Origin of the sequence: Enterococcus sp. AZ015, assembly GCF_050499225.1 — a bacterium.
GTDB lineage: Bacteria > Bacillota > Bacilli > Lactobacillales > Enterococcaceae > Enterococcus_D > Enterococcus_D entomosocium.
On record NZ_JBMHEX010000001.1, the window covers coordinates 132,641 to 144,673 of the forward strand.

15 protein-coding genes are annotated in these 12,033 nt (G+C 46.3%); all 15 read left to right on the forward strand.

Annotated features, from left to right (window positions below):
* Positions 1-8: 8 nt before the first annotated feature.
* Positions 9-791: a flagellar hook-basal body protein gene (locus IGK85_RS00620; RefSeq protein ID WP_008376613.1), complete on the forward strand. Its 783-nt coding sequence runs from the start codon at positions 9-11 to the stop codon at positions 789-791.
* Between the two features lie 12 nt (positions 792-803).
* Positions 804-1,514 (forward strand): cell division ATP-binding protein FtsE, encoded by a 711-nt coding sequence (locus IGK85_RS00625; protein ID WP_005232774.1) that lies wholly within the window; start codon positions 804-806, stop codon positions 1,512-1,514.
* Between the two features lie 154 nt (positions 1,515-1,668).
* Positions 1,669-2,964, forward strand: coding sequence for a methyl-accepting chemotaxis protein (locus IGK85_RS00630; protein WP_008376610.1), 1,296 nt, complete (start codon positions 1,669-1,671; stop codon positions 2,962-2,964).
* An 18-nt stretch (positions 2,965-2,982) separates the two neighbouring features.
* The gene (locus tag IGK85_RS00635; RefSeq protein WP_005232772.1) at positions 2,983-3,486 is read left to right on the forward strand and encodes a chemotaxis protein CheW; all 504 of its coding nucleotides are present in this window, start codon (positions 2,983-2,985) and stop codon (positions 3,484-3,486) included.
* Complete coding sequence (locus IGK85_RS00640) at positions 3,458-3,967, forward strand: chemotaxis protein CheD (protein ID WP_008376607.1); 510 nt, start codon at positions 3,458-3,460, stop codon at positions 3,965-3,967. The genes IGK85_RS00635 and IGK85_RS00640 overlap by 29 nt, the downstream gene beginning before the upstream one ends.
* 15 nt (positions 3,968-3,982) lie before the next feature.
* Positions 3,983-4,993, forward strand: a complete 1,011-nt coding sequence (gene cheB, locus IGK85_RS00645; RefSeq protein WP_008376604.1) for a chemotaxis-specific protein-glutamate methyltransferase CheB — start codon at positions 3,983-3,985, stop codon at positions 4,991-4,993.
* Between the two features lie 5 nt (positions 4,994-4,998).
* Positions 4,999-5,772 carry a CheR family methyltransferase gene (locus IGK85_RS00650; RefSeq protein ID WP_005226631.1) on the forward strand — a complete coding sequence of 258 codons (774 nt, stop codon included), beginning with the start codon at positions 4,999-5,001 and terminating at the stop codon, positions 5,770-5,772.
* A gap of 21 nt (positions 5,773-5,793) precedes the next feature.
* Positions 5,794-7,845, forward strand: coding sequence for a chemotaxis protein CheA (locus IGK85_RS00655; RefSeq protein ID WP_008376601.1), 2,052 nt, complete (start codon positions 5,794-5,796; stop codon positions 7,843-7,845).
* On the forward strand, positions 7,842-8,429 hold the full coding sequence (locus tag IGK85_RS00660) for a chemotaxis protein CheC (RefSeq protein WP_008376598.1): 588 nt from the start codon (positions 7,842-7,844) through the stop codon (positions 8,427-8,429). Before IGK85_RS00655 ends, IGK85_RS00660 begins: the two co-directional genes overlap by 4 nt.
* Positions 8,430-8,443: 14 nt before the next feature.
* Entirely contained in the window at positions 8,444-8,806 is a 363-nt protein-coding gene (locus tag IGK85_RS00665; RefSeq protein ID WP_003129084.1) for a response regulator, read from the forward strand.
* Between the two features lie 19 nt (positions 8,807-8,825).
* Entirely contained in the window at positions 8,826-9,215 is a 390-nt protein-coding gene (locus tag IGK85_RS00670; RefSeq protein WP_005226635.1) for a chemotaxis protein CheW, read from the forward strand.
* A gap of 17 nt (positions 9,216-9,232) precedes the next feature.
* Positions 9,233-10,243, forward strand: a complete 1,011-nt coding sequence (fliM, locus tag IGK85_RS00675; protein ID WP_008376586.1) for a flagellar motor switch protein FliM — start codon at positions 9,233-9,235, stop codon at positions 10,241-10,243.
* A complete protein-coding gene (fliY, locus tag IGK85_RS00680; protein WP_008376584.1) occupies positions 10,240-11,298 on the forward strand; it encodes a flagellar motor switch phosphatase FliY in 1,059 nt (352 codons plus the stop codon). Before fliM ends, fliY begins: the two co-directional genes overlap by 4 nt.
* Before the next feature lie 95 nt (positions 11,299-11,393).
* Positions 11,394-11,669 (forward strand): flagellar biosynthesis anti-sigma factor FlgM, encoded by a 276-nt coding sequence (gene flgM / locus IGK85_RS00685; protein WP_005232754.1) that lies wholly within the window; start codon positions 11,394-11,396, stop codon positions 11,667-11,669.
* On the forward strand, positions 11,670-12,026 hold the full coding sequence (locus tag IGK85_RS00690; RefSeq protein WP_008376582.1) for a hypothetical protein: 357 nt from the start codon (positions 11,670-11,672) through the stop codon (positions 12,024-12,026).
* Positions 12,027-12,033 lie beyond the last annotated feature (7 nt).

Genomic DNA, 12,033 nt, shown 5'->3' on the forward strand with positions numbered 1-12,033 from the left:
ATGAGTCAATGAATATCAGTGGATTATTAGGAATCAGCCGTTCTGGGATGAATCATTTGCAGACAAACTTAGACACGACAGCCAACAATATTGCCAACGTCAATACCAATGGCTACCAAGCACAAACGACGCACTTTCAAGCATTGATGGAAAATGCCATCGGTGCAGAAGAAACGCTGTTTAATGGCAACGCCGCCCAATATGGTGCGTCAATGGGGGCGAAGGCAACCACGACCACCAGTTTTGCCCAAGGCAATCTGGCGGGCACTGCTCAGCCATTAGATCTCGCGATCCAAGGCAATGGCTTTTTCGGGGTTCGGGACCAAACCGGTCAATTGCTGCTAAGTCGAGCAGGCAATTTTCATTTAAGTGAGAACAAGCAATTAGTCAATAGTGAAGGGTACCCTGTGGCAATGACCACAAACGTACCGACCGCGCAGTGGCCAGATGCGCAGCAAATCGCAATAGATGCCAGCGGTCAGTTGACGACGGAAGAAAATGGTCAGACTCGCGTGTTGGGACAGCTGACCCTTTATCAGCCGACGAATACAGAAAACATCACGTCAGTGGGCAACCAACTGTACAGTGCCGGTGATCAAGCGTTGCTTACTTCGCAAACCAATCCGGCAGCCTTTGGCAGCGTGTTGCAAGGACAGTTAGAACAGTCGACGGTGGATCTAGCGACTTCCATGACAGATTTGTTAACGACCCAGCGTGCGTATGGATTGAATACGAAAGCCATGCAGACAGCTGATGAGATGTGGTCCGTGATCAATCGTTTTACAGATTAGAGGAGAAAGAACATGATTCGCTTAACCAAGGTCAGTAAAAAATTCAGCAATGGTACGTTGGCATTGGCCGATATTTCTGTTGCGATCCCTCAAGGAGAATTTATCTATGTGGTGGGTCCCAGTGGTGCCGGCAAATCGACATTATTCAAATTGCTCTTGAAAGAAGAAGAGCTTTCGGCCGGTTCTATCCAAGTCGGCAATGTCTTGTTGGAACAACTCAAAGACCGTCATCTCTATATGATTCGACGACAAGTCGGTATCGTCGGACAAGAAGACCTTTTGCTTCCTTATCTGACGGTTGCCAAAAACGTTGACTATGCGCTGCAAGTACTAGGCACTCCCCGTAAGCTGCGTCAGGAAAAAACCGCCAAAGCACTGCAACTGGTGGGTATGTTTCCTCAAAAGGATCACTATCCTGAAGAGCTTTCCGTGGGACAGCGCAAAAAAGTAGCGATCGCGCGGGCGATCGTCACAGAGCCAGCAGTCTTGATCGCCGATGAGCCCACCGCCAATCTGGATGCGAAATCAGCCGTTGAAGTCATGAAACTACTCTTGCGGATCAATCAAGTCGGTGCCACGATCCTCTTGGCGACCCACGACAGTACGATGGTCAATACGGTCCGTAATCGGGTGGTCGAGCTGCAAAACGGTCGCTTGGTTCGTGATGAATACCAAGGCGGCTATACGCGCTTTGCTGATCCAAAAGATACATATGTCTGGTGAAGATGCTTAACTTTTCTAGCAAAAGATCCGATTAAAGAACTAGAAGATTGTTTTCATAATCGGATAAAGAAGGAGTGACCCAACGATTATCAAGTGAAGAGCGAATCTTGATAAACAGCACGACTGATCATTTTGCATAGGAAAGGATACTGTTATGAAGAAGAAGGTACAAGCTATCATCAAAAAAATCCGCTTGGCGGCGTTGATTCCGCTAGGGTTTACCCTGATCGTATTATTAGGATGCTATTTCTTCGTGATCCGCACCCACGGAGACGGACAAGCAGCAAAAAGTTTCTTTATTTTTTCAGTGATCGTATTGCTGCTAGAAATCGCAGTGTTAGTAGGAATGACCTATTTGGTAAAAAAAGAGACCCACTCGGGCATGGATACGTTGTTGACAGAACTAGAAGCAGTTGGTTCTGGTGATCTGTCGCATATCGATGAGATCGGCAGCAGCGACCAAAATTCCCTTTTTGGGCAAGTTCAAAATCGTTTTCAAGGGGTTTTAAACACCTTCAAAGCGGTGATCGTTGGCATGCACGAAGAAAGCAGCCGAATGGAAAAAATGGTAGGCGGCCTAACGACAACCTCAAAAAATGCCAAAAATTCAATTGAAAATGTGCGTCAGACGATGAATGCCATCGCAGATGCCACTAGTTCACAAGCCTCCGAAGCGGAACAAACCTCCTTTGATATGGACGAGCTAGCCTTAAGTATCGAAGAGATCCACAAAGAGATCGAATTGATGAACGGCTATGTGGGTCAATCCCAAAGCAGCAATGTCCACAATTCAGAAATGATGTTCCATGTATTTGAAAGCTGGGAGATCGAACGGCAAAACCAAGCGGAATTAGTGGAAAGCATGAACGACATGAACGAAGATGTCCAAAGCATCGGTAAGATCGTTCAGCTGATCAATGACATTTCTGATCAGACCAACTTACTGGCATTGAATGCATCCATCGAAGCAGCTCGAGCTGGAGAAGCGGGCCGAGGGTTTGCCATCGTTGCGGAGGAAGTCCGCAGCTTGGCGGAACAAAGCAGTCAATCAACGAAAAGCATTCGTTCGATCATTGAAACGATCCGCAAAAAATCGGAAAAAGTGGTCTCTGCAGTGACGGATTCCTTTGAAAGCGGCGAAAAACAAACCAACAATATCAACAAAGCGATCGAGTCAGCCAATGAGATCTCTGATATTGTCGAAAAATTGGTTTCAAGTATTCAAGCCGTGGAAGCCCATATTACCGGGATCGTTGAGAAAAAAGACATGGTTCAAGTTTCCGTCAGCAACATTTCGGCTGCTGTTTCGGAAACCTCTGCCGGCACCCAAGAAGTAACGGCAAACTTAGAGGACTTCTACTTAGTCATCGAAGACTTTGAGCGGAATGTGCAAGAGATCGAAACGATCGCCACTATCCTTAAATTCCAAGTGGATAGTTTCAAATTCTAAAAAGGAGCAGTGACGCCAATGGAACAATACGTTGTATTTAAAAGTCATCAACAACTCTTTGCCTTGCGTATCGACTATGTGGTACGGGTCATTGAGGCTGCTTCTTTTACACAGCTGCCGGAAGTGGCGGATTTCGTGTTGGGGATCCAGCCTTTTGAAGAGGCAATGGTTCCGATCATTGACATCCGCAAAAAGCTGTTTGATGAATTTACGCCGGAAACTGGGCAAAATGTGGTCTTGTTGTGTCACTGGCAAGAGCAAGCGATCGGCCTTTACGTGGAAGAGATCGTCGGCATTTTACCGCTAGTTGAAAGTCCCAGCAATGCGGAATTAAATACGTCAGGACTCAAGCAAAACTATATCGAAGCCTTTTTGGAAAAAGACGATGAACTTGTGCTGGCATTGGAACTGCCATTTCTCTTCAGCTATGAACAAGCCGCTGAGATGACGGCTGAGTTAGACGCCTATCAGACAGAGGAATTGGCAGCCGCCAATGACGATGACAATGATGACCGTGAATGAGGAACTGCATGTGGGGATCTCGGAGTATAAGATCGCCCAAGCGCCAACGCGTTTGATCACGGTGGGTTTAGGTTCTTGCATCGGCACGATCATTTACGATGAAGCCAGTCATATCGGCGGCTTGAGTCATATTATGCTGCCAGATAGTCAGCCTTTTTTGCACAAGCGGGAAATCAAGCCCGAGAAGTTTGCGGATTTGGCATTGCCGGCGATGGTGACTGAGCTGGAACAAAAGATCCGTCGGCCTCGCTTTCAAGCGAAAATCGTTGGCGGCGCCAATATGTTTCAGTTCCAGACGCTTAACGCTGCCAGCAATATTGGTCAGCGCAATATTGAAGCCGTCGAGGAAGTCTTGGCTCGGCTAAACATTCCGATCGTGGCCAAACATGTTGGCGGCAGTGCTGGTCGAACGATGATCGTGGATCTTCAGGATTTCAAGACCATGGTTCGGCAAGTCAAACAAGAAATCGTTTATTTGTAAAAGGAGTACAGGGATATGAAAAAAGTAATGATCGTCGATGATTCGGCATTCATGCGGAAAGTAGTGACAGATTTATTGAATCAGCTGCCTGATATCGAAGTGACCGTCGCTGCCCGCAATGGCAAACAAGCATTGGACTATCTGACCAAAGAAGCGATCGATTTGGTAGTAATGGATGTGGAGATGCCTGTGATGAACGGATTAGAGACCTTGCGGAGGATGAAACAGCAATCAGCCATTCCCGTCATCATGCTTAGTTCATTAACCAATCAAGAAACCACGATTGAGGCATTGGCGCTAGGCGCCCGAGATTTTGTCGAAAAACCGGTCAGTCTATCGATGATTGAAAAAGAATGGATCGCTGAATTTCATCAAAAAATTTTGGCGATGGATCATGAAGCCGGCACGGTTCAAACCCTGATGCCAGCGATTGCCCAGCCCACTAAGCTGACGCAAAACAGCTTGCCGGTATCACTTGATGCGCTAGTCATTGGTGCTTCAACAGGCGGACCCCGTGCCTTGCTGGGGATAATCCGCCGTTTGCCTGCGCGTTTGCGTTGTCCCATTTTGATTGTTCAGCATATGCCTGCGGGATTTACGGCTTCCTTTGCAAAGCGCTTAGACACAGAGACAACCGTCCGAGTACAAGAAGCAGTCGATGGCATGCGGATCGAAAATCAAGTGTATCTTTGTCCAGGGGATTACCACATGACGGTCAAACAAGGGCACTTGCAACTGGACCAGCGAGAAAAACGACATGGGACGCGGCCAACCGTCGATTATCTTTTTTCCTCAGCAGCTGACTACTATGGCCCGCAACTAGCGGCGGTGGTTTTGACGGGGATGGGAAAAGACGGCACCGCTGGCTTACGACAGATCCAAGCGGCTGGGGGCTATACGATCGTTCAAGACAAAGAAACGTGTACAGTCTTTGGGATGCCGCGGTATGCCATTGAACAAGGAGTCGTGGATGAAGTCCTGCCGTTGCAGGGCATTGAAGCAAAAATTGCACAGATGGTCAGGTGAAGAAGATGGAAGAAGAATTTGCCTTATTTAATGCGTGGGTGGATCGCCGATTAGGGATTCCATTAGCCGCATACAAAGAAAATCAAATGCAGCGCCGCATCCTTACGATCATGGAAAACAGCGGGGCAAAAACGTTGAGGGAATACCAGCAATTGATCGAAGGAGATGACGGGGTGCGGGCGGCTTTTTTAGCCCATATCACCATTAACGTAACGGAATTTTATCGCAACAAAGAACTGTTTGACGCCTTTGAACGCGTCTTGAAAACCATTGTTCTCCCGAAAACCACGCTGCCAAAAATTTGGAGTGCCGCATGTTCGATTGGGGCAGAACCCTATACGATCGCCATGCTGCTAGAAAAAAACCAAATTGCCGCAGCCAATGTCTTGGCCACCGATATCGATACGCAAATTTTGGCAAAAGCCAAGCAAGGACTCTATCGAGACCACGAATTGCGGAATGTCTCAGCGGCAGAACGTACCCGTTTTTTTGATGCAAAAGAAAAGAACCAGTTTCAAATCAAACCAGAAATCAAACGGCGAGTTCATTTTAAGCAACACGATCTTTTGAAAGACCCGTACAATGGGCCTTTTGATGTGATCGTTTGCCGCAATGTGACGATTTATTTCAAAAGTGATGCTCGGGATGCCGTCTATCAAAAATTCAGCGATGCATTGGTCCCAGGGGGCATTTTGTTTACGGGAGCGACAGAAACGATCAATTTTGCGGAACAATTCGGTCTCAAGAAAATCGATTCGTTTATCTATCAAAAAGTATAATTTTGTAAAGGAGGGACCCATTTGGATGACAATAGTGTCTATCGTACCCTTTTCTTTGAAGAAACAGACGATCATTTAGCGCAGTTGAATGATCATGTCTTGCAATTGGAAAACGATCCAAAAGATAGCGCCTTGCTGAATGATATTTTCCGTTCTGCCCATACCCTTAAAGGGATGGCGGCAACGATGGGCTATGACGTCATGACGCAGCTGACCCATAAAATGGAAAATATTTTTGAGTTATTTAAAACAGGGACCTTGCAAGTGACCCAGCAATCGATCTCATTGATTTTCAAATGTCTAGATCGTCTGTCAGAACTTGTGGAGGATCTGCGGGAAGAACGTGACCTGCAGCCAGCTCAAATTGCCGATTTATTGGCCGAACTTGACCAAACAGAACATTCTGGCGGCCTACCAACCGAGACAGAGGCAAGTCAAAAACCCACCGCAGTGGGCGCATTAATCCCACAGTTTCAACAGATCGATCCTTCTGATCTGTATGTGATCGAGCAAGCGGCTGGAGATGGTTATCAAGCCATTCAAATTGCTGTTCGCTTAGATGCCCAATCCATGTTAAAAGGTGCTCGTGCCTTCTTGATCATGGAAAAGCTGGGTCAAGCAGGGGATGTTCTCTATACAGAACCAGATGCCCAAACACTCGAAGAAGGCACCTTTGAATCAGATTTTTCACTGCTGTATTTGACGCAGCAAACACTGGCTGATGTCGAGCAAAACATCGCCAGCAATAGTGAGATCGAAGCCTTCGTGGTGGCACCTTTTGATCCATCAGCCGCTGTGTTGGAGGAGGCAGAAGAGTTACTTCAACCAGCGCCGACCCAAGAGTCAGAGACTCCTGCCCTTCAGCAAGCGACAACAGAAACGAAAGAAAAATCGTCGGCGCCAGCGCATCATGCGTCCGCCCAAAACCAATCGATCCGAGTCGACTTGAATCGCTTAGATTCATTCTTGGATCTCGTGTCCGAATTAGTGGTCTATCGCAATCAATTAGAAGATGTCAGTGAGCGGGAAAACATCGAAGCAGTCAAAGACCCCTTAGAGCAAGTTTCACGATTGACCTCTGAGCTGCAAGATTTGGTCTTACGGATCCGCATGCAGCAAGTCAATGTCGTCTTTAGTCGCTTTCCGCGAATGGTTCGGGACTTATCCAATGAACTGCAAAAGGAGATGGAACTTGTCATTTTTGGGGAAGAAACGGAATTGGATAAAACAGTGGTTTCTGAGTTGAGTGAACCTCTGGTCCATCTATTGCGTAATTCTGTCGATCACGGCATCGAAGCACCCGATGTTCGGGAAAAACTGGGCAAACCGCGCAAGGGCACGATTCGCTTGGCGGCCTACCAAGAAGGCAATCGCGTGATCATTACTTTAGAGGATGATGGCAAAGGCCTTGATCCGCAAGTAATCAAAGCAAGTGCTGAAAAGAAAGGCTTAGCAACGGAAGGTCTTTCCGATGAAGCGTTGCAGCAGCTGATTTTCCATCCTGGTTTTTCAACGGCGCAAGAAGTGACTAACATTTCTGGGCGCGGTGTCGGGATGGATGCCGTGCAATCGAAGATCACCCAACTAGGGGGCACGATCGAAATGAAGAGCCAGCCAAATAAAGGCACGCAGTTTGTGATCAAATTGCCATTGACTCTGTCGATCATTCAAGCGTTGATGGTTCGCGTCGGAGCAGAAACCTTTGCGATTCCACTAAATCTCGTCGAACGCGTGGTGATGGTCAAAGAAGAAGAGATCATCCAGACGGTCTCGGATGAGGTCTATCGTTTTCAAGAGGAGTTGATTCCCTTGGTTCGGACCGATCAACTCTTAGCGATCGAAGGCGATCCATCTGAGAAAAAATTCGCCATCATCGTCAACAATGACCAGCAATTTCACGGCATTTTGGCAGATGAGCTGATCGGCCAGCAAGAAATCGTCATCAAGAAAATCGATCCATTGCTGCAAAAGCTGAATCGCTATCAAGGGGCAACGATTATGGGCAACGGCTCGATCGCATTGATCCTAGACATTCATGCCATCTGTCAGGAAAAAAAGGATGACCGCCTATGAGTTATACAGCGCTGCAAATCGATGGCCTAAAAGAACTGATCAATATCGGCGGTGGTCACGCTGCGACTAGTTTATCAAAGCTCGTCCAACAACCGATCGATATGCGGGTACCGGAAGTCGAGATTCTAGCGTATGAGGACCTGTATCAGCAGATCATGGCGGAAGACAAAGAAGTTCATGTGGTGATGAGCCAGATCGAAGGGGCGTTTCGAGGGATCTTCTTGTTTGTCTTAACGGATGAATCCGCCGCAAAATTGCGTCAGTTGATGATCCAAGAAATCGATCCGTCTGAAGAATTGAAGCAATCGGTCATCAACGAGTTGACTAACATTCTTACCAATTCTTTTTTGATCGCGATCGGCCAACTATTGGAAACTCAGCTGAGTGCGTCTTTACCAAGCGCCAGCTATGATTTCTTTGGCGCAGCGATCAGCTCCATCTATCTGGCGATGGCCCAGTATGATGAGCAGGTGATGGTGATTCGTAATGAGTTCGTCTACGCCAAAGAAACATTAGAGGCATCGTTATTTTTGATTCCAGAAATCGGTGTACTAGAAAACATATTTGATTCATTAGGAATTTGAAAGGGGCAAATACAATGTCAAAAAAAGTATTGATCGTGGATGATGCGGTATTTATGCGCATGAAATTAAAGGATATTTTAGAAAAAAACGGCTATGAAGTCGTGGGGGAAGCCCAAAATGGCCAAGAGGCTTTTGAAAAATACCAAGCAACGACACCAGACTTAGTGACTATGGATATCACGATGCCAGAAGTGGATGGCTTAGAGGCATTAAAAATGATCCGCACGTTTGATGCGCAGGCCAAAGTCGTAATGTGCAGTGCCATGGGACAACAAGGAATGGTGATGGATGCGATTCGCGCCGGTGCGGTGGACTTTATCGTGAAGCCCTTTGACACGGACCGCGTAATCACTGCCATCGACAAAGCCTTTGCCTAATGCCTAGGAGGATAGCGACATGCAGATGATTCTTTTCAAAATGGCTCAGCAGTACTATTTGATCTCGGCGGACTCGGTGGACGAGGTCATTGATGCCCCTTCTTTTACGAAGGTGCCCTTAGCACCAGAGTGGGTGGAAGGGTTGATCAATCTGCGGGGGTCTGTCGTAACGGTGATTCGTTTGGCAAAATTGATTCCCATCATGGAACCAGCCTACGAAAAAAACATATTGATCATGAAGAAGCAAGAGGAGACCAAAGGGGTCCTCGTAGAAGAAGTAATTGAAGTTCTTGATATCACCGAAGACGATATCCAACTAAGCAATCAAGAGACAGAACATGCCGTTGGGGTCGTGACGATCGGTGAAAAAGTAGCCAGTGTGATTCAAATCGATCACATGATTTTTTAAAAAAATGGGGGATTAGTGTGGATCAGGTATTGACGCAGCAAGAGATTGATTTATTGTTGAATGCGATGAGCAGCGGAGAGATCGATCAAGAAATTATTGAGATAGAAGACAAACAAGCCAAAGTGAAAGCCTACGATTTTCGCCGACCAACAAAGCTGTCGAAAGAATACGTCAATACCCTGCACATGATCTTCGAGGATTTCTCGAAGATGAGCAGCAGCATGCTTTCTACCCAACTGCGGACCAATGTTTCTTTGCAGTTGGCAGCTATCGAACAAGTCAGTTATGACGAATTTATCCATTCGATACCAAAATTTACTTTGTTGGGGCTCTTTCATTCTCAGCCTTTGAGCGGGATCCAGATGATCGAGATGAATCCACAACTGTGTATGATGTTGGTGGAGTTGTTGTGCGGCGGCTTGGATGTTTATCAAAACAAGCCGATTGAAATGGATTTTAGCGAGAAAAAAAGTTTTACTGATATTGAAACAGCGATCTTGGAAGAAGTGGTGGCACAATTTGTACGGGTCTACCAAAATGTTTGGAAGGACATCGTTGCCTTGGATTCGGTTTTGGATGGAATCGATACGAATCCGCAATTGATGCAAAACATGTCGCCCAACGAACCCGTCGTATTAGTGACCTTTACTATCAAAATTTTTGAAGTGAAACATTTCATCAATCTATGTATCCCGTATGTCTTCTTTGAAGGGATCATTGATAAATTAAGTTTCCGCAATTGGTTTGATAGCAATCAGCCAGTCAACCAAGACGATAGCCGCGAGTTGCAAAAAAGTTTGAATGGGGTCGGATTGAATCTAGAAGTTCTGTTGGGCCATGCTCAAATGAGTCTTTCTGAGTTTCTCCACTTAGAAGAAGGCGATGTCATCAAACTAGACAAAAAAATTACTGAACCATTAGAGACCTTCATCGATGGAAAACCTTACTTCCGAGCAAAACCTGGGAAGCAAGAGGACCATTTAGCCATTGAATTATTAGACAAGTTAGAAGAGGAGCAAGAACTATGAGTGAACGTTTATCCCAAGCAGAAATCGATGCATTGTTGAATCAAAGTGCCCCAACCCAGCCGCAAGGATTAGAAGAGCAAGTCAAAGTCGACATTATCGGCGAAGTTGGCAATATCTCCATGTCGCAAGCGGCGACGACGTTGTCTTCCATTCTTGATCGTCGGGTCAGCATCACGACTCCCCGGGTGTCTAAAATCAAATTTGGTGAGATCTTAAACGACCTCGTTGCACCAAAAGTAGCAACGACAGTTGAATTTAAAGAAGGCCTTTTAGGCAGTAATTTGATGCTGTTAGAAGTCAAAGATGCCATCGTGATCGCTGATTTGATGATGGGGGGAACCGGTGAAACCAGCAACACCCAATTCACGGAATTAGAGCTAAGTGCTGTGGCAGAAGCCATGAACCAAATGATTGGGACTGCCTCGACTTCGATGGCGACGATGATCAGCCGTAAAGTGGATATCTTACCGCCGATCGTCAAACTATGGGAGACACCAGAAAACATTGAGTATAGCGGGATCGAGGCAGAGGAAGAGATTTATTGTATCTCATTTTCTTTGCGCGTCGAAGGTCTGATCGAAAGCAAAATCATGCAGATCTTTACGGATCCGGTGGTTAACGATATCGCCAGTGCGATGCTGTCCGATGAAGCGACTGTCGTTACTCGAGAAACACCAACACCGCAGCCAACGGCACCCGTTGCTGCGCCTACCCCTGAACCGGCGGCTACATCAAAACCCGTTGAAGTCAGCAAACCGGCGTTTCAAACATTGGCCTCTAGCGGGGTGAGCGATGGGGATAATTTGGACTTGATTCTTGATGTGCCACTGGATCTAAGTGTCGTGTTAGGCCGCAGCAAAAAAACCATTAAGGACATTTTATCTTTCAATACGGGGTCCGTCATCGAGCTGGAAAAACTGACGGATGAACCGCTAGAGATTTTGTTGAACGGCAAACTGATCGCCACTGGGGAAGTCGTGGTCATCAATGAAAACTTCGGCGTACGGATCACCAACATTCTTTCGCAAAAACAACGCATCCACAATTTGCATTAATTTGAAGAAATCGCAAAAAGTTAAACATATGGGTTTAACTTTTTTGTGATTTGACCGATAGTAGAGGGTAGAAGAATGAGAACGGAGGAGAACCTATGAAAATCGAAAGAGGTTACGCAGAATACAGCGACAAGGCCATCAAACGTGAAGCGGTCAAACAAGAAAAGCCAACTGCTGCTCAGACAGAAAAAACCGTCGATGTTCAATTGTCCGAAACAGCTCAAGCCATTCAAAAGAGTGCCAATCAAACAGCCAGTCGCAGTGAACGAGTGGCAGAATTGAAACGAGCGATCAAAGAAGGCACCTACCAAGTATCTGCCGAAACGATCGCCGATAAAATGCTGCAACAAGATGAAAAGCAGGTCGACTAGATGACAGAACGGGAATTTGAGCGTCAGCTACAGCAGTTCTTGCGGTTGCTGCAAAAAGAAAAGACCTGCTTGATCAAAAATCAAGCAGAAAAATTACCAGAACTCGTCGAGAAAAAAACCGCCTTCGTACCCGTTTTTTCCACGTATGAAGGAACTCTTTCAGGGGCGATCAAAGAACTCATCCGCCAGATCCAAGTGCAGCAAGCCGAGAATCTCCTGCTGACGGAACAAGCCATTAGTTTCCAAACCGTTTTGATGGATGCAGTCAAAGAAAATATCAAGACACCGGCAAATACGTATTCGAAATACCAAGAAAAACAAGCAGTCTCAACAGCGATCATCGATCAAAAAATGTAAGGAGTAC

What these genes read in the sequence shown, in the direction of transcription:
- flgM (WP_005232754.1), top strand. Translation starts at nt 11,394, where the DNA reads ATGAAAATCGAAAGAGGTTACGCAGAATACAGCGACAAGGCCATCAAA.
- cheB (WP_008376604.1), top strand. Translation starts at nt 3,983, where the DNA reads ATGAAAAAAGTAATGATCGTCGATGATTCGGCATTCATGCGGAAAGTA.
- IGK85_RS00635 (WP_005232772.1), top strand. Translation starts at nt 2,983, where the DNA reads ATGGAACAATACGTTGTATTTAAAAGTCATCAACAACTCTTTGCCTTG.
- IGK85_RS00665 (WP_003129084.1), top strand. Translation starts at nt 8,444, where the DNA reads ATGTCAAAAAAAGTATTGATCGTGGATGATGCGGTATTTATGCGCATG.
- IGK85_RS00620 (WP_008376613.1), top strand. Translation starts at nt 9, where the DNA reads ATGAATATCAGTGGATTATTAGGAATCAGCCGTTCTGGGATGAATCAT.
- IGK85_RS00690 (WP_008376582.1), top strand. Translation starts at nt 11,670, where the DNA reads ATGACAGAACGGGAATTTGAGCGTCAGCTACAGCAGTTCTTGCGGTTG.
- IGK85_RS00660 (WP_008376598.1), top strand. Translation starts at nt 7,842, where the DNA reads ATGAGTTATACAGCGCTGCAAATCGATGGCCTAAAAGAACTGATCAAT.
- IGK85_RS00630 (WP_008376610.1), top strand. Translation starts at nt 1,669, where the DNA reads ATGAAGAAGAAGGTACAAGCTATCATCAAAAAAATCCGCTTGGCGGCG.
- IGK85_RS00640 (WP_008376607.1), top strand. Translation starts at nt 3,458, where the DNA reads ATGACGATGACAATGATGACCGTGAATGAGGAACTGCATGTGGGGATC.
- fliY (WP_008376584.1), top strand. Translation starts at nt 10,240, where the DNA reads ATGAGTGAACGTTTATCCCAAGCAGAAATCGATGCATTGTTGAATCAA.
- IGK85_RS00670 (WP_005226635.1), top strand. Translation starts at nt 8,826, where the DNA reads ATGCAGATGATTCTTTTCAAAATGGCTCAGCAGTACTATTTGATCTCG.
- IGK85_RS00650 (WP_005226631.1), top strand. Translation starts at nt 4,999, where the DNA reads ATGGAAGAAGAATTTGCCTTATTTAATGCGTGGGTGGATCGCCGATTA.
- IGK85_RS00625 (WP_005232774.1), top strand. Translation starts at nt 804, where the DNA reads ATGATTCGCTTAACCAAGGTCAGTAAAAAATTCAGCAATGGTACGTTG.